Below are 22,374 nucleotides of genomic sequence, written 5' to 3'. Positions count from 1 at the left end.
GCCGAGTGGAACGGAGAACCCCCGATGCGACAAGATCGCTCGACCCGGCGACGGGTCGTCACCGCCTGCCTGGCGGCGTCGGCGTTGACGCTGTACGGCTACGGCTACGGCTACGCCGCCGCGCCGGAGGGCACGATCCGCGGCGCGAACGAGCCGGGCACGGTGAAGGACGCCTACATCGTGGTCTTGAAGGACAGCGCGGTCGACGCGCAGCGGACCCCCGACAAGGCGAGCGAACTGGCCCGCAGGTACGGCGGCGCGCTCAAGCTCACCTACACCGCCGCGCTGCGGGGCTTCTCGGTCACGCTGTCCGAGGCGCAGGCCCGCCGGCTGGCCGCCGACCCGGCGGTGGACTACGTCGAGCAGGACGGCATCGCGCAGGCCACCGGCACCCAGGACAACCCGACCTGGGGCCTGGACCGGGTGGACCAGAAGAACTTGCCGTTGGACAAGAAGTACAACTACGCCGGCACCGCGTCCAACGTCACCGCGTACGTCGTCGACACCGGCATCCACAAGGCGCACAGCGACTTCGGGGGCCGCGCGGTCGACGGCTACGACTTCATCGACAACGACTCGGTCGCGCAGGACTGCAACGGCCACGGCACGCACGTCGCCGGCACCATCGGCAGCACCACCTACGGGGTCGCGAAGGACGTCAAGCTGGTCGGCGTCCGGGTGCTGAACTGCCAGGGCTCGGGCCAGTGGTCGCAGATCATCGGCGGCGTCGACTGGGTGGCCAAGAACGCCGTCAAGCCCGCCGTGGCGAACATGAGCCTCGGCGGGTCGGCCGACTCGTCCGTGGACGACGCGGTGCGGCGCGCCGTCGCCTCCGGGGTCACCTTCGCCGTGGCCTCGGGCAACGACAACAAGGACGCGTGCTCGACGTCCCCCGCGCGGACGGCCGAGGCCATCACCGTCAACGCCACGGACAGCTCCGACACCCGGTCGACGTTCTCCAACTACGGGTCGTGCACGGACATCTTCGCGCCGGGCACCAGCATCACCTCCACCTGGCACAACGGCGGCACCAACTCCATCAGCGGCACGTCGATGGCGACCCCGCACGTGGCCGGCGCGGCGGCGCTGTACCTGTCGGGCAACACCGCCGCCACGCCCGCCCAGGTGGCCAAGGCCCTGACCGACAACGCCACCGCCGGCGTGGTGAAGAACGCCGGCACGGGTTCGCCGAACAAGCTGCTCTACACGGGGTTCATCGGCGGCCCGCCGGCCACCTGCGCCGGCGGTTCGAACACCGACGACGTGGCGATCCCGGACGCGGGCGCGGCGGTGACGTCGTCCATCGCGGTGTCCAACTGCGACGGCGTGGGCACGGCGTCCACGCAGGTGAAGGTGGACATCAACCACACGTACACGGGTGACCTGGCCATCGACCTGGTGGGTCCGTCGGGTGCGGTGATCGTGTTGCGCAAGGCCGGCGGCGTGGGCTCCTCGGCGGGGGTCCACGAGACCTTCTCGGTGAACACGTCGGCGGAGAACAAGAACGGCACGTGGAAGCTGCGCGTGACCGACGTGTACTCCTACGACACCGGCACCGTCGACGGCTGGTCCCTCTCCTTCTGATTTCCCTGCGATCGTTGGAGGCACAGCGAGATGAAGGCACGACTGACGGCCGCGTCGGCGATCGCCGCCCTGGCCGCCCTGGGTCTGGCGCCCCCGGCGTCCGCCCAGGCCGAAGCCGACTACGTCCCGGCCAAGCGCCCGTTCGCGGGCAGCTTCCTGGTGTCGCTCAAGGACGTCCCGCGCACCCAGGCGCAGATCCAGACCGAGTCCGAGGCGCTGGTCGGCCGGTACGGCGGGCAGCTGAAGTCGGTGTTCACCGTGGCGATGCGCGGTTTCCTGGTGCGTGACCTGTCCGACCGGCAGGCGCGGCGGCTCGCCGCCGACCCGGCGGTGGCGAAGGTGTACCAGGACGGCACGGCCCGGGTGGCCGACACCCAGAGCAACGCGACCTACGGCATCGACCGGGTGGACCAGCGCAACCTGCCGCTGGACACCAAGTACACCTACAACACCACGGCGTCCAACGTGACCACGTACGTCCTGGACACCGGCATCCGCAAGTCGCACGCGGAGTTCGAGGGCCGGGCGGCCGACGGCTACGACTTCGTCGACGAGGACCCGGAGGCCCAGGACTGCAACGGCCACGGCACCCACGTGTCCGGCACGATCGGCGGCAAGACCTGGGGCGTGGCCAAGAAGACCAAGCTGGTCGCGGTGCGCATCCTGGGCTGCGGCGGCAGCGCGCCGGACTCCGACGGCGTCGAGGGCATCGAGTGGATCGCGAAGAACGCGGTCAAGCCCGCGGTGGTCAACGGCAGCTTCACCTTCGACACCCCCGGCATCGGCGACGAGGCGATCTCGCGCCTGACCGCCGCGGGCGTCCCGTTCGTGGTGGCGGCGGGCAACAGCTCGGCCGACGCCTGCGGCACCGGTCCCGCGCGCAACACCAACGTGATCGCGGTCGGCGCCACGGACAACCAGGACAACCGGGCGTCGTTCTCGAACTACGGCTCGTGCGTGGACATCTTCGCGCCCGGCAACAACATCACGTCGGCGAGCCACTCCAGCGACACCGGCAGCACCAACATGAGCGGCACGTCCATGGCGTCGCCGCACGTGGCGGGCGGTGCGGCGCTGTACCTGGCGGGCAACCCGTCGGCGACGCCCGCGCAGGTGCTGAAGGCGTTGGTGGACAACGCTACCAGCGGCGTGGTGAAGAACCCGGGCACGGGTTCGCCGAACAAGCTGCTCTACACGACGGCGTTCGGCGGCGGCACCCCGCCCACCTGCGCCGGCGGTTCGAACACCGACGACGTGGCGATCCCGGACGCGGGCGCGGCGGTGACGTCGTCGATCGCGGTGTCCAACTGCGACGGCGTGGGCACGGCGTCCACGCAGGTGAAGGTGGACATCAACCACACGTACACGGGTGACCTGGCCATCGACCTGGTGGGTCCGTCGGGTGCGGTGATCGTGTTGCGCAAGGCCGGCGGCGTGGGGTCGTCGGCGGGCGTGCACGAGACCTTCTCGGTGAACACGTCGGCGGAGAACAAGAACGGCACGTGGAAGCTGCGCGTGACCGACGTGTACTCCTACGACACCGGCAACATCGACGGCTGGAGCATCACCTTCTAGACCAACTGTCCGGTGCAGGTGGAGAAAGGGCGGGCGGGGGCTCACAAGGCCACCGCCCGCCTTCCGTTCGGTGGTCAGGTGATGAACTCGTAGACCACCGCTTCCGACCGCAGCCCGCCGGCGTCCACCGACCGCACGAACAGCCGCGCGAACCCGCCCGGCGGGTGCACCCGCACCTCCACCCGGCCGCCCGGGGTGCCGGCGCGGACCGTTCCCGGGTGGTCGAAGGGGTCGGCGCACACCAGGTCGTCCCACGCCTGGACCTCGCACCGCCGGCCCGTCGCCTCCTCCTGGAACCCGTACTCGAAGCCCGCCACGTCCGGGTCGCCGCCGCCGTCGAGGACGAAGGTCCCCGGTTGGTCGGCGGGCGCGGTGCCGCTGGCGGCCGGCGGGTAGTTCGGGGAGGTGACGGTGGGGTGGGGCGGGGCGAGCGTGTCCACGGTGAAGTGGCACTCCGGGGTCCACGGCATTCCGGTCAGGCGTGCCTGCCAGGCGTAGGAACGGCCGTGGCCGAACGTGCCGGGCATCGACGTCCACGCCGTGCCGGCCGGGTTCACGGCCACGCCGGGCCGTTCGACGCGCTCGCCCGGGGCGTCCCGCGGCCACAGCGCGAAGTCGACGGTCTGCCCGGGTTCGGGCTCGACCACGCGGACCGCCAGGCGGCCCAGGTGGGAGTTCAGGGTGGCGGCGCAGGGCAGGCCGCCGTTGCGGGGGTCCACGATGGACGGGCTCGCGGCGGCCGTCGTCGCCAGGACCAGGGCGACGACGGCCGGTGCTGCGATGAGTCTTCGCATTCGAACTTCTCCTGTGCGGCGGCGCCGGGTGCGCACAGGTTCGCACGCTTGATCGTTTCCCCGATCGGGCGATCAGCGCCGGTACTCCTCCCAGGTCTGTTTCGGCGTGACCACCGGACCGTCGTCGGGACCCCGGTCGGCCAGGCCGTTGTAGCCCAGGTAGTAGTCGCCGGCCTGGTGCTGGGCGGCCGGGGACAGGTCCGGGTCGGCCAGCGCGATGGCGTGGATGTGGTAGGCGAAGCCCTGGTCGGGGGTGCGGATCCAGGCCGCGAACCCGACCTGGCGCAGGACGCGGGCCACGGTCGTGCGGGTGGTGGCGGTCATGCCGGACACCGAGATGTCCAGCGCGCCGCCGCCGTCGTGGGTGCCGGCCGAGCCGGGGTTGCTCGTGCTGTACGAGCCCTGGGTGATGCCGAGCGTGCGGCCCAGCAGGCGTTCGGCCTCGACCAGCATGGCCTTGGTGCGGGTGTTCATGGTGGCGCTGTGGTAGGTCGTGCGGCTGCCCGCCGAGACCAGGCGGGTGACGGTGTAGCGGCCCTCGCCGAGCTTCTGGATGGACGTGGGGCCGGGGAAGCCGGACGCGTCGAGGCCCGTGTAGCCCAGTGAGCGCTGGTAGGCGGCGTAGGCGTCGATGGTGCGGGTGCCGAAGTGGCCGTCCACGTAGGTCGAGGGCAGCAGGCCCTTCGCGCTGAGCGCCCGTTCGACCTGGAGCACGCTCTCGCCGCTGCCGGGCGTGATGGCGGAGTCGGCCCGCCGGGGGTCGATCTGCGCCGCCTTGAGCACGGCCTCCATGTCCACCACGGGCAGCGCCGCCCCCGCGGGCGCCGGCGCGCCGAGCACGCCGAGCAGCACACCGACGACCACCGCGATCCGTCCGACCACGTCCGCCTCCACCGGTTGTCAGGGGCAACCACCTGGTGGCCCAGTGAAGCGCGACGCACCGGTTCTTGGCAATGGTTGACTTCAGGTGAACGAAGTTCGTTGAGAATTCACGTGCCCTGCGGGCCTGCCCCGTTCCGGTCACGCGGGCGGCACGGCATTGCTACGGTTGGGCCCGATGGAGCAACACCTGCGGTGACAGGGGGACTACCGGTGCCGGATCGCAGGGCACGCCTGGACGAGACCATCCGCTCGTTCCAGGAGCAGGCGGGCAAGGTCGCCCAGATCAAGGACAAGCTGGCGGAGCTGCGCGGACAGGCGCGCAACGGGGACGGGTCGGTCGTGGTGACCGTCGCGCCGTCGGGCGCGGTGCTCGGGCTCCAGCTCTCGCCGAACGCCATGCGGATGAGCCACACCCAGCTCCAGCAGGAGATCCTGGGCGCCATCCGGCAGGCCACGCAGAACGCCGCGCAGGCGTTGCAGGACACCGTCGGGCCGGTGCTGGGCGACAAGGCCGCCCAGTTCCAGGAGGCGTTCAGCGCCCACTCGCCGATCCAGCCGCTGGGCCCGGAGCCGGTGACCGGCGCGCCGCCGAACGCGCCCCAGCAGACGCCGGCCCAGCACAGGCCGGCCCCGCACATGCCGCCGCCGCAGGTGCCGCCCGGCCGGCCGCCGCAGCCTGCCGGGCCGCCGCAGCCGGGGTGGCAGCAGAACCGGCCGCCGGCACCGCGGAACCGACCGGCCGCCCCGGAAGTCGGAGACGACGACGAGGGCTTCGGATCGATCTTGAGGTAACGGGGGGACAGTGACCGGCTACGACGTCGACAGCGGCGCGCTGCTCGCGCACAGCAGGGGTTCGCAGGAGGCCGCGGGCAACTTCGGCCGGCTGGCCGGCTTGCTGGAGCAGGCGCGGGTGTCCGACGACTGCTTCGGCCCGCTGGGCGAGCTGATGGCGTTCAAGTACTTCGACAGCCTGCAGGAATGCCAGGACATGGCCGACAAGGCCAAGACGTTCATGGAGGGCGTCGCCGAGCGCGCCGAGCAGACCGCGCAGACCTACCTGGAGGTCGAGGACCTCATCCGGTCGGCGTTCAGCGACCTGGACAAGGGCATGAGCGGCCCCGGCGGGCTCGGCGACCTCAACAGCGCGGGCGCGGGCAAGAGCAAGGGCTTCCTGGAGCAGCACGGCGGCTACGGCAGCTCGTGGGTCAGCACCTCCGGCGACATCGCCCGCGCGAGCAGCCCGCCGGACGTCGCGATCGCCGCGGTCAACGCCCGCATGGAACAGCTCCAGCTCGTCATGAGCCCCGGCCAGTCGTTCATCGACAACGGCCTGGGCTTCCTGATCGGCCTGGTGATCAGCCCGATCGTGGAGTTCGTGCTGGAACCGGCGATCGGCGACCCCGAGCAGATGCGCAGCACCGCGCAGGGCTGGGCGAAGGTCGCCGAGTGGCTGGACCAGGCCGGCGAGCACGAGAACAACCGCGCCCAGTCCACCGCCGAGGCGTGGAAGGGCGCGGCCGGCGACAAGTTCCGGCAGCAGATGGGCGAGTTCGCCGAGGGCGCGAAGGCGTTCGCCAACGAGATCCGCAACGTCCAGCAGATCCTGGAGATCGCGGCGGACCTGTTCGACGCGTTCGTGGAGATCTGCATCGACATCCTCCAGGAACTCGTGATGGGCCTCATCATCGAGTGGCTGGCGGCCATCGCGGCGTCCTGGATCACCGCCGGCGGCTCGCTGGGCGCGGCGGGCGCGATGACCACCGCGCAGGTGTCGATCGCGGGCGGCCGGCTGGGCATGAAGGTCAGCCAGTTGCTGAGCAAGCTGATGCCGCTGATCAAGCGCCTGGAGGACATGCTCCAGGCGCTGCGCAAGGGCCCGCTGAAGAAGCTGGTGGAGCAGGCCGAAGGGCTGCGCGACGGCAACATGGCGCAGAAGTGGCTGGCCCGCCAGATCGACGCCAACCCGCTGGCCAAGATCGTCACCAAGGCCGACGCGTCGCCGCGGGTGGTCAACGGGGTCGAGGAGGCCGCGACCATGGCGTCCAAGACCGGCAACCGGTTCGCGGCCCGCTACGGCGTGGACGGCGACGGCGCGAACGCGCTGACCACCAACCTCACCGAGGCCGGTCTGCGCATGGCGGGCATGTCCGGCACCACGCACGTGCCCACCGCGATCACCAACGGCGTCATGGAGAACGCGCCCGGCCTGGCGATGGAGCAGGGCATCAAGTACGGCTACAACAAGGGGCAGGACCCGTCGTCGGATGAGGAGCGGCAGGACGCCATGAACCGCGGGTTCGAGTACGAGTGAGCGGTTTCAGCTCCGCGCCCGGGGCCGGGCTGGTGTCCCGGCTCCGGGTGTGCCGTCCCGGTGAGCAACTGCTGTGGGCGACCGCCCGCAGCGCCTTCTACCTCGACGTGGAGGGCTTGGACGAGGTCGGCAACCCGCGCGGGAGCCTGCTCGGGCGGGGTGCGCGCGCCGTCGGGCGCGGGGTCGGCGAGTTCGCGGTGGAGTTCGTCGGCTCGGTGGTGTTCGGGCCGAGCGAGGGCGACAGCGGGAACAACAACAAGCCGGTCGCGGACCACCTGGTGTTCGGCCCGGGCCCGGGGTGCCTGGCGCACCAGGCGGTGCCCGCCATCGGCACGCCGGGGCAGCGGCACGGGTCGGTGTGGACGCTGACCGCGCAGCGGCTCGTCGTGTCCCGGGTGGTGGCGGCGAAGACCGAGCCCGAACCGGAGAAGTCGTTCCTGGGCAAGACGATGAGCTTCGGCAAGAGCGTGGTGGACTTCGGCGTGGACGTCGCCAAGATCGTCGCGGGCAGCTACCACGACTACGGGCCGAACACCTCCGGCGAGCCCGTGGTGGTGCCCGAGATGGCCGTGGTGCACGAGTTCCCGCGCGGGCAGATCGGCGGTGTGGGGCCGTCCGAGCGCAAGGGCAAGCCGTGCCTGCGGGTGTCGTTCGTGGACGGTTCCGGGGTGGACTTCGTGTTCGCGCAGCCGGAGTTCGTGCAGCGCGCGGTCGAGCTGACGAATGGTGCGCGATGACGACCTTCGACGTGAACGACGAGATCGTGGAGCGCGAGCTGGGCCGGTTCTGGCTCGCCCCCGGCGAGCGGCTGCTGCTGGGCTTGCCGCCGATCGAGGCGCACGTGGCGGCGCGGATCGGCGCGGACGTGGTCGTGCCGTTCCGGGCGGTCGGCGCGGTGCCGTTGCTGGAGCTGGGCAAGGAGCACTGGCCGCTGCCCACCGAGCACGTCACCGCGAACCCCGACGTCGACTGGGTGGACGACCCGAGCGTGGGCTACTTCGTGCTGGCGCGGCAGGTCTCCGACGCGGCCGTGCGGCTCGCCGACCACTTCGCGCACTCGCGCGGGCTGGCGCGGCTGGCGGTCAGCGACCGGCGGGTGGCCGTGGTCTACCCGACGAAGCTGCTGCTGAGGGAACCGCAGACGGTCTTCACGACGCACGCCGAGATCCCCGCGGCGCAGGTCGCCCGCTTGGACTCGGTGTTCGTCGGCAACAGCCTCGGTGTGCCGCCGGTCGTTCGGCTGTCCTTCGTGGACGGTTCCGTGCTGCACCTGCGGGACGCGTTCGCAGGGGGCAAGGTCCGGCGGGCGTTGGAGCGCGCTGTGTCCCATGGCGCGCCTCCGGCGCGCGGCCCGGCCGCCTGGTAGCCGCGCCTCGCGGAGGCCGAGCCCCTACCGGATCCAGCCCAGGCGCAGGAACACCGACTCGCCCGGCGCGTCGTCCAGCCCGTCGTTGTCCACCACGCCGACCAGGCGGCGCAGCGGGCCGAAGCCGACCACGGCCAGGCCCTCCGGCTTGTCGTGGGCGGTGCCGCCGCCGGCGGTCAGGGCGGGCCGCAGGTCACGGGCCAACACCTTGCGCAGCAACGGCTTCGGCTGCCCGAACGGCACCGGCGCGACCGTCGACACGTCCACCCGGTAGACCTTCTTCGTCACCGCCGCGTCGCCGCGCTGGTTGTCCCGCTCCAGCACCAGCAGCGTCCGGTCGTCCAGCGCGGTCAGCTCCGACAGGCCCACCCACCCGGTGGTCGGCGCGTCCAGCGGGTAGGCCACGAACGCCCACTCGCCGGTCGCCGGCGTGAACCGGGCCAGCGTCACCTGGCCGGGCGCGTCGGTCTTCCACTCCCGCTGCACGGCCACCCACACGTGGCCACCGGCGAGCGCCACGCCCTCGAACCCGTTGCTCGACGCGGTCGCCGCGACCTCGGCGGGCAGCGGCACCTCCCGCAGCACGGCGCCCGCCGCGTCCACCTCGACCAGCAGGTTGGGCAGCTTCTTGCCGTTGCCCTCGGCCGCCAGCCAGTACCCGCCGCCCGGCTTGGCCGCGATGCCCTCGCCGTCGTAGGAGACCGGCGCGCCGTCCTTCCGGATGGTCGACTCGGCCTTCACCCGGGCGGGCGCGGCGACGGTGTCGATGGTCAGCACGCGGGTCGGCTGGTACGCCGAGTCGGTCACCGCCACCACGTGCCGGTGGTCGCCCGGCACGCCGGAAAGCCCCGACAGGGCGCCGAAACCGATGCCGTCGGACACGATCGACGGCGAACCCGCGTTGCGCGCCAGCGAGACCGCGAGCGGCTTGCGGGTCAGCCGGTAGGACGTCAGCGACGACCGGATGCCGTCGTCGGCCGCGTCCTCCTCGGCGGACACGACGAGCGTGCCGGTGGCCGGGATCGGCAGCAGGCCCTCCGGGCCCACCCCGGTCGGCAGGGCCTGCACGAACCGGGGCCGGCGCGGGTCGTCCACGTCGTAGACGGCGACCAGGTTGGCCCGCTCCAGGCCGACGAACGCGTACCGGTGCCGCCCGAAGGTCGCGACGGCCAGGCCTTCCGGCTCGACGCCCTTGTTGTCCGACCGCCCGTCCGGGTACTGGCCCTGCTTGATGGCGACCTGCTCCAGCTCGTTGCCCGAGGAGAACACCACCTGCCCGGTCTCGGCGTCGAACACCGTCCACGTCCGCGAGCCGCCCCGGTAGTCGCCCTCGTCGGCGGTGGCCAGGGTGCGGTCGTCCAGCCACGCCACGGCGTCCGGCTCGCGCGCGGCGGTGACGGTGGCGGTGGGGTCGATCCGGCCGTCGTCGGCGACGTCCACGCCGGTCACGGTCGCGGTGCCGGCCGGGAAGTGCCGCACGACGGCGCCGGTCCGCAGGTCCACGACGGCGATGTGGTTGTTCTCCTGCAAGGTGACCGCGGCCTGGCCACGGCCGTTCACGCTGACGTACTCCGGTTCGGGGTCCTCCGGCGCGACCTGCGCCAGGCCGGTCAGCCCGACCCGGCGCACGGTCCACGCGGCGGGCGCGCCGACCAGGTCCACCACGGCCAGGAACCCGGCCGGGGCCTGCGGCAACGCGCCGCCGGCCACGTCCTCGTCCCGCTCGTTCTCGATCGCGACCGCCGCGTACCGGCCGTCCTTCGAGACGTCGATCGAGTCCGGCTGCCCACCCAGGTCGTGCGTGGCCACGACGACCCGCGTGTCCACGTCCACGACGAGCAGCCGCCCGGCCGCCGCCCCGGTCCGCACGGCCACCAGCGCGAGCCGGCCCACGACGTCCACCGAGGTCGGTTCGCCGGGCACGGCGAGCACACCGCGCGGCGTGAGGCCGCCGTCCCGCTCGACCCCGGCGAACCCGATGCGCTCGGCGGGGGAGTCGGTGTAGACGACGGTCCGGCCGTCGGCGGTGGCGGCGGCGATCTCGGCGGCGGTGTGCTGCTCCACCCCGCTGTTGCGGAACACCGGCAACGTCGCCACCCGCTCGAACCGCTCCGGCGTCGTCGCCGCGGCGGGCGACACCGACGACACCAGGCAGGCCACCACCCCTGCCAGCACAACCGCACGACGCGCCACCCGGACCTCCAACCCCTCGACGGTCCGCGCTTTGTAGCCCGCCCGGACGACACGCGGGTGAACGCCCGGTGACCGGCGGCTCAGCGGACGGCGTCCACCAACACCGGGGCGCGCGGGTGCCGCGCCAGGGCCTCGGCGAGCGTGCTCTTGCCGGTGCCCGGCACGCCCGCCACCAGCTCGTCGGTCACCGGCTGTCCGTCACCGGCTCGTCGGTCACCTGGCTGTCCGCCACCGGGTCGTCCGCCACCCGGCGAGGTCATCCGGCGATCCAGCGGTCCACGACGGTGGTCAGGGTGTCGAGCGGGACGGCGCCGTTGGCCAGGACCTGGTGGTGGAAGTCGCGGATGTCGAAGCGGGCGCCCAGGGCCCGTTCGGCGCGGGCGCGCAGCTCCTCGATGCGCAGGCGGCCCACCAGGTACGCGGTCGCCTGGCCGGGCCACGCGATGTACCGGTCGATCTCGTTGCGCACGTTGCGCTCCGACAGCGCGGTCCCGTCCCGCAGGAACGCCACCGCCCGGTCCCGCGACCACCCGAAGTGGTGCATCCCCGTGTCCACGACCAGCCGGCTCGCGCGCCACGCGTCGAACGACAGCATGCCCATGCGCGTGAGGTCGTCGCTGTAGAGGCCCATCTCGTCGGCGAGGCGCTCCGAGTACAGGCCCCAGCCCTCGGCGTGCGCGGTGACGTAGCTGAACCGGCGGAAGCCCGGCAGGTCGCCCGACGACTGCGCCAGGGCGAGCTGGAGGTGGTGGCCGGGCACGCTCTCGTGGAACGCCAGCGCCTCGTACTCGTAGCGCGGCCGGGACCGGGGGTCGTGCGTGTTCACGACGTGCGCGCCGGGCCGGGAGCCGTCGTCGGCGGGCGGCAGGTAGTAGGCGAGCGTGCAGTTCTCCGCCTCGACCTCGTGCATCGGCCGCACCTCGCACGGCGCGATGTCGTAGCGGTGGAACCAGCGCGGCAGCGCGGCCCGCGCCCGGTCGAGCGCGGCGGTGGCCGTGGCCACGATCTGCTCGGCGGTGTCGAAGCGCAGGGAGGTGTCCTCGCGCAGCCGGCGCAGCACCTCCGTGACGTCGCTCGTGCCGAACACGCGCCCGCCCAGCGCGGCGAACTCCTCGTGCGTGCGGGCCAGCTGGTCCAGGCCGAGGCGGTGCAGCTCCTCGGGGCTCAGCGACGTCGAGGTGTGCGACCGGGTGGCCGCCGCGTACGCCTCGTCGCCGCCGGGCACGTGGCAGATGCCCACGCGGTCGTCGTCGCGCCCGGCCAGGGCCGCCAGCGTGCCGGTGAACCGGGCCACCGCGGGCCGCACGCCGCGCGCCACGGCCGCCGCCACCCGGTCCAGCCGGTCCGGGTCGCCGGCCGCGGGCCGCAGGAACGGGTCGCCGGTGAGCGGCGAGGCCAGGTAGGCGCGGAGCTGCTCGACGGCCTGGCGGACGCCCGTGGCCGTGGAGTGCCGGCCCTCGCGGGCGGCTTGCTCGTAGCGGGCGCCCAGGGCGTCGAAGTAGCCGCCGAGGGCGGACAGGCGGCGCAGGTAGGCGGCGAAGGCCTCTTCGCCGGCCGGGCGCACGGTGGGCACGACGGCGAACACGGCGTTCTGGGGACCCGCGATGGTGCCGGTCACCCCCACCTCGAACGCGCCCACGCCCAGACCCGTCGCCAGCTCGGCCCGCTGGTCGGCGTGCAGGCGTTCCAGCATGTCCCGGGTGACCGGGTCCTGCGGCGTGACGGCGTCCTCCGGGGGCGTGAGGGCGTCCAGGCGGGCTTGGAAGGCGGCCAGGCGGTCCGCCTGCGCCCGGTCGGCCGCCCGGCTGGGGTCGGGCACCGCGTCGTCGTGGCCGGGCGCGCCGAACGCCGTGGCGCCGAAGGGGTCGAACGCGAGCAGGTCCGCGAAGTAGTCCGCCGAGAGGGTCGCCAGGTCGGTCACCGTGCTCCTTCCGCCGTCACCCGGTCTAGTGCCTGGCCACCCCGGCGCGCATCCCTCGATGGGGTGGATCCGGGAGCGGGTCCGGTCCGGGCCGGGTAACCCCGCTCCGGGTGTCCACGCCGGACACCCGGCAAGCGTCAGCGTCAGGAAGGTGTTCGACGATGGGCATCGGCGACAAGTTCGACGAGCTGAAGGAAAAGGCCAAGGACGCGCTGGGGCAACACGGCGACAAGGCCGAGCAGGGGATCGACAAGGCCGGCGGGCTCGTGGACGACAAGACCGGCGGGCAGCACTCCGAGCGGATCCAGCAGGGCACCGAGAAGGCCAAGGAGGGCCTGCGCAACTTCGGCGAGCAGCCGTAGCCCGCGCACGACGAACGGGGCCGTCCCGCGCGGGGCGGCCCCGTTCGTCTGCCGTCGCGGAGCTTCAGAGCCGGGCGGCCAGCAGCGCCTTGCCCTGCTCGGCGCCCTTGCGGCTCTCGCCCTGCGCCCGGCGGAAGAACTCCGCCAACTCGCTGTCACCGGCGCGCTCGGCGTCGGCGATGTAGGTCTCCAGCCGCAGGGCGTTGCTCAGGCACGCCTCCACGAACCAGATGATGTTGTAGTCCTTGTCCTTGGTACCGGTCACCTGGCCGGTCTCCTGGGTGGTGGACACCTGTCCTCCTTCCGAACCGACTGCGTCCACCAGGGGAGTACCCGCGAATAAGTGCCGTACCCCTACGGATCACGTCCCTGATTGTTCCCGACCGGGCGTCCCCCGACAGTGGGCGTGCCGCCCCGACCCCTGCTGGGGTGGCTCTTCGCCTGGAAGGGAAGCACAGTGAAACGACCACGTCCCGGGGGCCTCGCGCCCCTCGTCGCGGCGGCCCTCCTGCTACCGCTGCTGCCCCTGGCGGGAGCCTCCGCCGCACCGGGGAACGCGCCCGCCGCCAACTTCGAGGGCGACACGGTTCCCACCCGATCGGACGCAGGCACGTTGTTCTACAACGGCCAGGACGCCACGGTCGACGAGTTCCCCGCGATCATCGCGGGCCTGCGCGAGGGCGGCAGCCGTCCGCAGGGCCAGTCCTGCACCGGCTCGGTCGTCGCGCCCCGCAAGATCCTCACCGCGGCGCACTGCGCCGACGCCGCCGGCGAGAAGAGCTTCCTGTACGGCCTGGACGACCTCAACGCGCCCGGCGGCTTCCGCACGAAGGTCGTGGAGTACAAGAAGCACCCGAAGTACGTGAACTTCGACCAGGGCTACGACGTGGCGGTCGTGACGGTCGCCGACGACATCCCCGTGCGCGGCGGCCAGTACGCGAAGTTCGCCACGTCGGCGGACTCGGGCCTGGCCGTGGCGGGCAAGAGCGGCCAGGGCTTCGGGTACGGCAAGAAGGACTTCGACGACACCTCGCGCGACGTGACGCTGGACAAGGCGACCCTGCCGATCGTCAACGGCGACACGCAGTGCCAGGGCGTGGGCGCGGGCTTCAAGTCGGCGACCATGATCTGCGCGGGGTACTCGGACGGCCGGGTGACCATCCTGCCCGGTGACAGCGGCGGGCCGTTGGTGGTGGACGGCAAGATCGTCGGTGTCGCGTCGTGGAGCCGCAGCGACTTCAAGTGGTACAGCGTGTACGGGCGGCTGACCAACGAGATGGGCGACTGGGTCAAGCAGGAGGTCGGCGCGCCGCAGTCCGACTTCACGCTGGGCGTGACGCCGGCTTCGCTGAAGGTGGCGGCGGGCAAGTACGCCTCCGCGACGGTGACTTCGGTGGCTGGTTCGGGTGGTTCGGAGCAGGTGACGTTGTCGGCGTCGGGTCTGCCGTCGGGTGCGAAGGCGGTGTTCCAGCCGACTTCGCTGGCGACCGGTTCGAACGCGAAGTTGACGGTGGAGGCGGCGTCGACCACTCCGGCCGGGACGTACTCGGTGACCGTGACCGGCACTTCGGCCGGGGGCAAGACGGCTACCGCCACGCTGTCGCTGACGGTCGAGGGCGACCAGGTCCCGGGTGACTTCACGCTGGGCCTGTCCCCGGCGTCGGTGAAGGTGGCGGCGGGCAAGTACGCCTCCACGACGGTGACTTCGGTGGCTGGTTCGGGTGGTTCGGAGCAGGTCACCCTGTCCGCTTCGGGTCTGCCGTCGGGTGCGAAGGCGGTGTTCCAGCCGACTTCGCTGGCGACCGGTTCGAACGCGAAGTTGACCGTTGAGGCGGCGTCGACCACTCCGGCCGGGACGTACTCGGTGACCGTGACCGGCACTTCCGCCGGGGGCAAGACGGCCTCCACCACGCTGTCGCTGACGGTGGAGAGCGGCACGCCGCCGGTGGGTGACGTGAAGGTGACCGCGAACCCGTCGTCGGGCACGGTGCAGCAGGGCTTCTTCGCGCAGTTCTCGGTGACGGCGTCGGGCGGGACGGGCAGCCTCGCGCTGTCGGCGTCGGGCAACCCGGCCGGCACGCAGGTCCAGTTCAACCCGACCACGGTGGCGCAGGGCGGGACGAGCAGCGTGTTGCTGAGCACGAGCTTCCAGACGCCGCCGGGCACCTACCAGGTGACCATCAAGGCGACGTCGTCCGACGGCAAGACCGGCACGACCACCTACACCCTGACCGTCACGCCGTGGGGCGTGCAGGGCATGAAGGTGGCGTGACCCCGACGGTCCCCGGCCACCCCTTCGGCCGGGGACCGTTGCCGTTGAAGTGAGAGATCCGCCACAACGACCGGGCGCCACCGCGCAACGCCTCGCCGGGCCGCACTCCGGAAGCCCGCTTGCTCGCGCTGTTCCCTCCGCGCCCTGCCCGCGCCACCTGTGGCCTGCCCGCGTCACCCGCGGCCTGCCCGCGCCACCTGCGGCCTGCCCGCGCCATCCGCGCCCATTCGTGCCGCTGGGGTTCGTCGTCGGCTCGACCAGCGCTCAGGCCAGTTCCGCCCACACCGTCTTGCCCGTCGCCGTCGGCGTGGTGCCCCACTCGCGGCTCAGGGCGGCGATGATGATCAGGCCTCGGCCGCGGGCCGAGTCGACCTCGATCGGTCTCGGGGTCGGTCGGGTCGGGGACGAGTCGGAGACCTCGATCCGCACTCCCGCCTGGGTCCTGCTGACGCTCAGCTCGACTGGTCCCGCGGCGTGGTCCACCGCGTTCGACACCATCTCCGTGACCACCAGCGCCGCGTCCTCGGCCACGTCGGGCGCCACGCCCCACGCCGCCACCGCCTCGCCGACGATGCGGCGGGCCTGCGCGGACGCGCCGGCGGTCGCGGGCAGCGTCACGGCCACCGGCGTCGCTGGCTCGTTGCGCACAATCCGCTCCCCTTGATCGGCCGTTACCGCATCGTCGCACATTCGCCCCATCGACCACCCAGTGGTCGCGTCGGTGAGCCGCGTGCTGCACGATCTGTAGCGGCACGGCACCCGTCGTGCGGGAAGGCGCGGACGCGATGGACTTGCAGGTGCGCAGTGAGGTGCGCGGCGGCTGGACGGTCGTCGCGGTGACGGGCGAGCTGGACGCGGACACCGTGCCCGTGCTCTCCGACCACCTCGAAGAGACTCCGGGGCAGCGGGTGGTGGTGGACCTGACCGGCGTGCCGTTCATGGACACGACCGGCCTGTCCCTGATGCTCGACTGGCACCGCCGCCTGGACACAGCGGGCGGGCAGTTCCGGATGGCCTCGCTGCAACCGTCGGTGCACAAGCTGTTCCGGCTCACCGAGCTGACCGAGGTCATGCACATCCACGACACGGTCGACGAAGCCACCCACTGATCAGTCCTCCGCCTGCACGACGAGCATGGTCAGGTCGTCGTGCTCGGCGGCGCCCAGCCAGTCGAACACGACCCGCCGCACGTGCTCGGCCACCGCGGGCGCTGGCAGCCCCACGCACTCGGCCAGCGCCGCCTTGAGCCGGACGTCGCCGAACAGGTCCTCCCGGTCGCCGTGGGCCCGCGCCTCGGTCACGCCGTCGCTGTAGATCAACAGCGTCTCGCCCGGCGCCAGCGCCACCGTCGTCTGCTGGAACTTCACCTCGGGCAGCACGCCGACGATCCCGCCGTGCACCGCGACCTCGTCCACGCGCCCGCCGGACCGCAGCACCAGCGGCGCGGGGTGCCCGCCGGCTGCCAGCGTCACCCGCAGGCCACCGGCCTGCACCGGCACCAGGTTGCCGACCACCAGCGTCGTGAACAGCCGGCTGCCCGCCGCCCGCAGCGCCGAGTTGAGCAGGTGCAACAGCTGCGCGGGCCGCTGCTCGACCAGGAGCAGGGTGTGCAGCGACTGCCGCACCCGCCCGGAGTGCACGGCCGCCTCCAGCCCGTTGCCCGCCACGTCGCCCAGCACGAACGCGGCGCTGCCGTCCTCGCGCGGGTGCACGTCGTAGAAGTCGCCGCCGACCAGGTTGCGCCGGTGCGCGGGTTCGTAGACCCGCGCCAGCCGCGCGCCTGCGAGCGTGGGTAGCGGGCGCGGCAGGAGGTCCGCCCGCAGCGCCTCCACGGTCTTCTCCTGCTCGCTGAACCGCGTACTGGCGTCCAGCGCCGCCGACGCGCGCTCGGCGAACCGGGTCAGCAAGTCCAGGTCCCGCGCCGCGCCGAAGCTGACCAGCGCCCCGTGCCCGTGGAACGACACCGCGACCCCGCCGCCGGCCGGCCGGCCCCACGGAGCCGCGCCCGGTTGGGTGATCTCGGCGTGCGCCGCGGACCCGTCGAGCACGTCCACCAGCCCCGGCACCGTGCCCGCGACCTGCCGAGTGGTGCGCGCCACAGCCACGCCGGACCCGTCGCGCCGCCACCACTCCAGCCGACCGCGCGCACCCGGCACCACCACGACCGGGTGGTCCGACGGCGCGAGTTCGACCACGGTCCGCAACGTCTCCTCGCGGTCGGTCAGCACCGCGAGCCGCTGCGACGCGCGTTCCAGGAAGTCCTCGACACCCCGGTACCACGCGGTCCAGCCGCCGCCCAGGTCCTGGGCACGGCCGTGCGGCGTCGCCGGCGCACCGGGCCTGGCCTCGGGGAACAGCACGGCGGCGAGCGGGTTGGCCAGGCGCACGACCCCTTCCGGGTCGCACACCACCACGGCCTCGTGGAAGCCGTCGACGAGCCGGCGCCACGCGACCGGGTCGAGGCCCGAGTCGGCGCCCTGCCGGTAGCCTTGGGCCATCGCGGCTCCTGTGTGTCGGGTCGTGCCCAACCTAGCGGACACGCCGCGTTCAACAGTGGCAGGCTTGGCGCACATCCGCAGACGTTGGAGGCCCACGTGACGACCGCCCAGGACGACACGGACGTGACCCTGGCCCGCCTGCTGTCCGCGATGCGGGAGATGCGGGACGGCAACTTCCGGCGCCGGCTCGTGGTGCCCGACGGCCCGGCGAGCGAGCTGGCCGAGGTGTTCAACGAGATCGCCGAGCGCAACCAGTGGCTGGTCGGCGAGCTGGTGCGGGTGCGCCAGGCGGTGGGCCAGGAGGGGCGGCTGAGCGAGCGCCTCGCGCCCGGGGCCGGCCCGCAGGGGTGGGCGATGGCCTCCGACGCGGTCAACGGCCTGATCGACGACCTGACGCGCCCGACCGCCGAGCTGAGCCGGGTGCTGGCGGCCGTGGCCGAGGGCGACCTGTCCCAGGAGATCACCGTCACCGCGCGCGGCGACGTCGCGACGCTGGTGGAGAGCTTCAACTCGATGACCGCGACGCTGCGGACGTTCGCGGGCGAGGTCACCCGCGTGGCGCGCGAGGTCGGCACCGAGGGCCGGCTGGGCGGCAAGGCGAACGTGCCGGGCGTGGCGGGCACGTGGCGCGACCTGACCGACTCGGTCAACTTCATGTCCGACAACCTCACCGCGCAGGTCCGCGACATCGCCCAGGTGGCGACGGCGGTGGCGCAGGGTGACCTGTCGCAGAAGATCACCGTCACGGTCGCGGGCGAGATGCTGGAGCTGAAGGACACCGTCAACACGATGGTGGACCAGTTGTCGAGCTTCGCCGACGAGGTGACGCGCGTGGCGCGCGAGGTCGGCACGGACGGCCGGCTGGGCGGTCAGGCGCAGGTCCCCGGCGTCGGCGGCACGTGGCGCGACCTCACCGACAACGTCAACTTCATGGCGAACAACCTGACCAGCCAGGTCCGCAACATCGCCCAGGTCGCCACCGCCGTCGCGCAGGGCGACCTGTCGCAGAAGATCACCGTGGACGCGCGCGGCGAGATCCTCGAACTCAAGGACACCATCAACACGATGGTGGACCAGCTGTCGTCGTTCGCCGACGAGGTCACGCGCGTGGCGCGCGAGGTCGGCACGGACGGCCGGCTGGGTGGTCAGGCGCAGGTGCCGGGCGTGGCGGGCACGTGGCGGGACCTGACCGACTCGGTGAACTTCATGGCGGGCAACCTGACCAGCCAGGTCCGCAACATCGCCCAGGTCACCACGGCGGTCGCGCAGGGCGACCTGTCGCAGAAGATCGACGTGGACGCGCGCGGCGAGATCCTCCAGCTCAAGACCACGATCAACACGATGGTGGACCAGCTGTCGTCGTTCGCGGCCGAGGTGACCCGGGTGGCGCGCGAGGTGGGCAGCGACGGCCGGTTGGGTGGTCAGGCGCAGGTGCCCGGGGTCGCCGGTACGTGGCGGGACCTGACCGACTCGGTGAACTTCATGGCCGGCAACCTGACCGCCCAGGTCCGCAACATCGCCCAGGTCGCGACCGCGGTGGCGCGCGGCGACCTGTCCCAGAAGATCACCGTCAACGCGCGCGGCGAGATCCTGGAGCTGAAGGACACCGTCAACACGATGGTGGACCAGTTGTCGTCGTTCGCCGACGAGGTGACGCGTGTGGCGCGCGAGGTCGGCACGGACGGCCGGTTGGGTGGTCAGGCGCAGGTGCCGGGTGTGGCGGGCACGTGGCGGGACCTGACCGACTCGGTGAACTTCATGGCGAACAACCTCACCGCCCAGGTCCGCAACATCGCCCAGGTGACCACGGCCGTCGCGGGCGGCGACCTGTCGCAGAAGATCACCGTCGACGCGCGCGGCGAGATCCTCGAACTCAAGTCGACCATCAACACCATGGTCGACCAGCTCTCCGGCTTCGCCGACGAGGTGACGCGCGTGGCGCGCGAGGTCGGCACCGACGGCCGGCTCGGCGGCCAGGCGCGCGTGCCGGGCGTGGCGGGCACGTGGAAGGACCTGACCGACAACGTCAACGTCATGGCCGACAACCTGACCACCCAGGTGCGCAGCATCGCGGCCGTGGCGGCGGCGGTCGCGGGCGGCGACCTGTCCAAGAAGATCACCGTCGAGGCCAAGGGCGAGATCGCGGCCCTGGCCGACACGATCAACGGCATGGTGGACACGCTGCGCGCGTTCGCCGACGAGGTCACCCGCGTGTCCCGCGAGGTCGGCACCGAGGGCATCCTGGGCGGCCAGGCCCGCGTCCCGAACGTGGCCGGCACCTGGAAGGACCTCACCGACAACGTCAACTTCATGGCGAACAACCTGACCAACCAGGTGCGCAACATCGCCCAGGTGACGACGGCGGTGGCGCGCGGCGACCTGTCCAAGAAGATCGACGTGGACGCCCGCGGCGAGATCCTGGAGCTCAAGACCACGATCAACACGATGGTGGACCAGTTGTCGAGCTTCGCCGACGAGGTCACCCGCGTCGCGCGGGAGGTCGGCACCGAGGGCAAGCTCGGCGGCCAGGCCGAGGTCGAGGGCGTGTCCGGCACGTGGAAGCGGCTGACCGAGAACGTCAACGAGCTGGCCGGGAACCTCACCCGGCAGGTGCGCGCCATCGCGGTCGTGGCCACCGCCGTGACCGCGGGCGACCTGAGCCGCCAGATCACCGTGGACGCCTCCGGCGAGGTCGCCGACCTCAAGGACAACGTCAACCGGATGATCAGCAACCTGCGCGAGACGACCCGCGCCAACCAGGAGCAGGACTGGCTCAAGACCAACCTGGCGCGGCTCTCGGGCATGATGCAGGGCCACCGCGACCTGCACGCCATGGCGTCGCTGGTGATCAGCGAGCTGGCCCCGCTGGTCTCCGCCCAGCACGGCGCGTTCTTCCTGGTGGACGGCGAGTCCGACGCGGTCGAGCTGACCGCCACCTACGCCTACCAGCCGCGCGGCGGCCGACCGACCCGCTTCGCCCGCGGCGAGTCGTTGATCGGCCAGGTCGCGGTGGAGAAGAAGACCGTGCTGGTGCGCGACGTGCCGCCGGGCTACCTGGAGATCGGCTCGGGCCTGGGCTCCGCGCCGCCGTTGAACCTGGTGATCCTGCCGGTGGTGTTCCAGGGCGAGACGCTGGGCGTGATCGAGCTGGGGTCGTTCAGCGAGTTCACCGAGGTCCACCTGGACCTGCTGGACCAGCTGAAGGAGAACATCGGCGTCAACGTCAACACGATGCTGGCCAACGCCCGCACGGACAGCCTGCTGGCCGAGTCGCAGCGCCTGACCGAGGAGCTGCGGGCGGGCTCGGTGGAGCTGGAGGCGCGGGCGCGGCAGCTGTCGTCGGCGTCGAAGTACAAGTCGGAGTTCATGGCGAACATGTCGCACGAGCTGCGCACGCCGTTGAACTCGCTGCTGATCCTGGCGAAGCTGCTGGCCGACAACCTCGACGGCAACCTGAACCCGAAGCAGGTGGAGTTCGCGAAGACGATCCACTCGGCGGGCACGGACCTGTTGCAGCTCATCGACGACATCCTGGACCTGACCAAGGTCGAGTCCGGGCACATGCAGGTGCAGACCGACCCGGTGCGGGTGTCGGACGTGGTGAACTACGTGGAGGCGCTGACCCTGCCGCTGGCGGCGGAGAAGAACCTGGACTTCGAGGTCACCGTGGAGCAGGACGTGCCGTCCACGCTGCACACCGACGAGCACCGGTTGCAGCAGATCCTGCGGAACCTGCTGTCCAACGCGGTGAAGTTCACCCACGACGGGGCGATCCGCCTGCGCATCCGGCTGGCCGAGGGCGCCGTCGCGTTCGACGTGCAGGACACCGGCATCGGCATCCCGGCGGACAAGCTGTCGGTCATCTTCGAGGCGTTCCAACAGGCCGACGGCACGACCTCGCGCAAGTACGGCGGCACGGGCCTGGGCCTGTCGATCAGCCGCGAGCTGGCGGCGTTGCTGGAGGGTCGCCTGGACGTCCGCAGCGAGCCCGGTGTGGGTTCGACGTTCACGCTGTACCTGCCGTTGGGCGACCACAGCCTGGTCCCCGCTCCGGCGGAACCGGAACTGCCCGAACTCCTGTCCCCGATCGAGGAAGCGACCCCGCTCGCCGCCGCCCCCGACGACCTGCCTCCCGCGCCCATGCGGTTCCACGGCGAGAAGGTGCTGATCGTCGACGACGACCTGCGCAACGTCTTCGCGTTGACCAGCGTGCTGGAGCTGCACGGCCTGGAGGTGATCTACGCGGACAACGGAATCACGGGCGTGCGGGCGTTGGAGCAGTACGACGACGTGTCGTTGGTGCTGATGGACATCATGATGCCGGAGTTGGACGGGAACGCGACCATCGCGGCTATTCGCGCGATGTCGAGGTATGCGGACCTGCCGGTGATCGCGGTGACGGCCAAGGCTATGAAGGGGGATCGGGAGAAGTCCCTGGCTTCGGGTGCGACGGACTACGTGACGAAGCCGGTGGACACCGAACACCTGCTTCGCTTGATCGCTTTCTACCTCGGGTTGGAACAGGACTGAGGCGCTCTCAAGATCAAAAAGTCAAAAGCTGAAAGCGAAAAGCTAAAAGCGGCTGGGGAGGCCGCCAGTGGGGGGAACACGAAGGC

Annotated in this window: 18 protein-coding genes; 10 read left to right on the top strand and 8 right to left on the bottom strand. The window is 72.0% G+C overall.

The genetic code is table 11. The annotated features are described in order from the left end of the window. Positions 1–24: 24 nt before the first annotated feature. Positions 25–1,584 carry a S8 family peptidase gene (locus ABD126_RS17400; RefSeq protein WP_343934897.1) on the top strand — a complete coding sequence of 520 codons (1,560 nt, stop codon included), beginning with the start codon at positions 25–27 and terminating at the stop codon, positions 1,582–1,584. A 30-nt stretch (positions 1,585–1,614) separates the two neighbouring features. Further along, on the top strand, positions 1,615–3,159 hold the full coding sequence (locus ABD126_RS17395; protein ID WP_343934896.1) for a S8 family serine peptidase: 1,545 nt from the start codon (positions 1,615–1,617) through the stop codon (positions 3,157–3,159). A 74-nt stretch (positions 3,160–3,233) separates the two neighbouring features. On the opposite strand, the gene ABD126_RS17390 is transcribed toward ABD126_RS17395, so the two are convergent. Together ABD126_RS17390 and ABD126_RS17385 are read right to left on the bottom strand one after the other, a co-directional pair. After that, positions 3,234–3,953: a hypothetical protein gene (locus tag ABD126_RS17390; RefSeq protein ID WP_343934895.1), complete on the bottom strand. Its 720-nt coding sequence runs from the start codon at positions 3,951–3,953 to the stop codon at positions 3,234–3,236. Between the two features lie 72 nt (positions 3,954–4,025). Continuing rightward, positions 4,026–4,835 (bottom strand): peptidoglycan-binding domain-containing protein, encoded by an 810-nt coding sequence (locus tag ABD126_RS17385; protein ID WP_425542838.1) that lies wholly within the window; start codon positions 4,833–4,835, stop codon positions 4,026–4,028. Between the two features lie 210 nt (positions 4,836–5,045). On the opposite strand from ABD126_RS17385, the gene ABD126_RS17380 reads away from it, so the two are divergent. The 4 genes from ABD126_RS17380 to ABD126_RS17365 are packed head-to-tail and all read left to right on the top strand — an operon-like array spanning position 5,046 to position 8,512. Next, positions 5,046–5,627: a YbaB/EbfC family nucleoid-associated protein gene (locus ABD126_RS17380; RefSeq protein WP_343934894.1), complete on the top strand. Its 582-nt coding sequence runs from the start codon at positions 5,046–5,048 to the stop codon at positions 5,625–5,627. Positions 5,628–5,637: 10 nt separating this feature from the next. After that, entirely contained in the window at positions 5,638–7,146 is a 1,509-nt protein-coding gene (locus ABD126_RS17375; protein ID WP_343934893.1) for a WXG100 family type VII secretion target, read from the top strand. Continuing rightward, positions 7,143–7,883 (top strand): hypothetical protein, encoded by a 741-nt coding sequence (locus ABD126_RS17370; RefSeq protein WP_343934892.1) that lies wholly within the window; start codon positions 7,143–7,145, stop codon positions 7,881–7,883. Before ABD126_RS17375 ends, ABD126_RS17370 begins: the two co-directional genes overlap by 4 nt. Next, positions 7,880–8,512: a hypothetical protein gene (locus ABD126_RS17365; protein ID WP_343934891.1), complete on the top strand. Its 633-nt coding sequence runs from the start codon at positions 7,880–7,882 to the stop codon at positions 8,510–8,512. The genes ABD126_RS17370 and ABD126_RS17365 overlap by 4 nt, the downstream gene beginning before the upstream one ends. 24 nt (positions 8,513–8,536) lie before the next feature. Here ABD126_RS17365 and ABD126_RS17360 read toward each other — a convergent pair whose 3' ends face one another. The 3 genes from ABD126_RS17360 to ABD126_RS17350 all read right to left on the bottom strand — a co-directional run bounded on the left by ABD126_RS17360 (position 8,537) and on the right by ABD126_RS17350 (position 12,626). Further along, on the bottom strand, positions 8,537–10,687 hold the full coding sequence (locus ABD126_RS17360; protein WP_343934890.1) for an esterase-like activity of phytase family protein: 2,151 nt from the start codon (positions 10,685–10,687) through the stop codon (positions 8,537–8,539). Between the two features lie 98 nt (positions 10,688–10,785). Next, on the bottom strand, positions 10,786–10,893 hold the full coding sequence (locus ABD126_RS17355; protein WP_343934889.1) for an AAA family ATPase: 108 nt from the start codon (positions 10,891–10,893) through the stop codon (positions 10,786–10,788). Between the two features lie 68 nt (positions 10,894–10,961). Next, entirely contained in the window at positions 10,962–12,626 is a 1,665-nt protein-coding gene (locus tag ABD126_RS17350; protein ID WP_343934888.1) for a DUF885 domain-containing protein, read from the bottom strand. A 161-nt stretch (positions 12,627–12,787) separates the two neighbouring features. Between ABD126_RS17350 and ABD126_RS17345 the strand changes: the two genes are divergently transcribed. Next, entirely contained in the window at positions 12,788–12,988 is a 201-nt protein-coding gene (locus ABD126_RS17345; protein WP_343934887.1) for an antitoxin, read from the top strand. Positions 12,989–13,052: 64 nt separating this feature from the next. Here ABD126_RS17345 and ABD126_RS17340 read toward each other — a convergent pair whose 3' ends face one another. Beyond that, on the bottom strand, positions 13,053–13,280 hold the full coding sequence (locus ABD126_RS17340) for a hypothetical protein (RefSeq protein WP_343934886.1): 228 nt from the start codon (positions 13,278–13,280) through the stop codon (positions 13,053–13,055). 165 nt (positions 13,281–13,445) lie between these two features. Between ABD126_RS17340 and ABD126_RS17335 the strand changes: the two genes are divergently transcribed. Further along, positions 13,446–15,260 (top strand): trypsin-like serine protease, encoded by a 1,815-nt coding sequence (locus ABD126_RS17335; RefSeq protein ID WP_343934885.1) that lies wholly within the window; start codon positions 13,446–13,448, stop codon positions 15,258–15,260. 264 nt (positions 15,261–15,524) lie between these two features. On the opposite strand, the gene ABD126_RS17330 is transcribed toward ABD126_RS17335, so the two are convergent. Beyond that, the gene (locus tag ABD126_RS17330; protein ID WP_343934884.1) at positions 15,525–15,908 is read right to left on the bottom strand and encodes an ATP-binding protein; all 384 of its coding nucleotides are present in this window, start codon (positions 15,906–15,908) and stop codon (positions 15,525–15,527) included. Between the two features lie 137 nt (positions 15,909–16,045). On the opposite strand from ABD126_RS17330, the gene ABD126_RS17325 reads away from it, so the two are divergent. Next, on the top strand, positions 16,046–16,369 hold the full coding sequence (locus ABD126_RS17325) for an STAS domain-containing protein (protein ID WP_309112302.1): 324 nt from the start codon (positions 16,046–16,048) through the stop codon (positions 16,367–16,369). Here ABD126_RS17325 and ABD126_RS17320 read toward each other — a convergent pair whose 3' ends face one another. After that, positions 16,370–17,758 (bottom strand): PP2C family protein-serine/threonine phosphatase, encoded by a 1,389-nt coding sequence (locus ABD126_RS17320; protein ID WP_343934883.1) that lies wholly within the window; start codon positions 17,756–17,758, stop codon positions 16,370–16,372. Positions 17,759–17,854: 96 nt separating this feature from the next. Between ABD126_RS17320 and ABD126_RS17315 the strand changes: the two genes are divergently transcribed. Then, positions 17,855–22,288: a hybrid sensor histidine kinase/response regulator gene (locus ABD126_RS17315; protein WP_425542837.1), complete on the top strand. Its 4,434-nt coding sequence runs from the start codon at positions 17,855–17,857 to the stop codon at positions 22,286–22,288. Positions 22,289–22,374: the final 86 nt, after the last annotated feature.

Origin of the sequence: Saccharothrix mutabilis subsp. mutabilis (genome assembly GCF_039521145.1) — a bacterium.
Taxonomy (GTDB): Bacteria; Actinomycetota; Actinomycetes; order Mycobacteriales; family Pseudonocardiaceae; genus Actinosynnema; species Actinosynnema mutabilis.
This window is presented reverse-complemented; position numbering and strand designations above follow the sequence as displayed.

What these genes read in the sequence shown, in the direction of transcription:
- ABD126_RS17365 (WP_343934891.1), top strand. Translation starts at nt 7,880, where the DNA reads ATGACGACCTTCGACGTGAACGACGAGATCGTGGAGCGCGAGCTGGGC.
- ABD126_RS17320 (WP_343934883.1), bottom strand. Translation starts at nt 17,758, where the DNA reads ATGGCCCAAGGCTACCGGCAGGGCGCCGACTCGGGCCTCGACCCGGTC.
- ABD126_RS17400 (WP_343934897.1), top strand. Translation starts at nt 25, where the DNA reads ATGCGACAAGATCGCTCGACCCGGCGACGGGTCGTCACCGCCTGCCTG.
- ABD126_RS17325 (WP_309112302.1), top strand. Translation starts at nt 16,046, where the DNA reads ATGGACTTGCAGGTGCGCAGTGAGGTGCGCGGCGGCTGGACGGTCGTC.
- ABD126_RS17390 (WP_343934895.1), bottom strand. Translation starts at nt 3,953, where the DNA reads ATGCGAAGACTCATCGCAGCACCGGCCGTCGTCGCCCTGGTCCTGGCG.
- ABD126_RS17395 (WP_343934896.1), top strand. Translation starts at nt 1,615, where the DNA reads ATGAAGGCACGACTGACGGCCGCGTCGGCGATCGCCGCCCTGGCCGCC.
- ABD126_RS17345 (WP_343934887.1), top strand. Translation starts at nt 12,788, where the DNA reads ATGGGCATCGGCGACAAGTTCGACGAGCTGAAGGAAAAGGCCAAGGAC.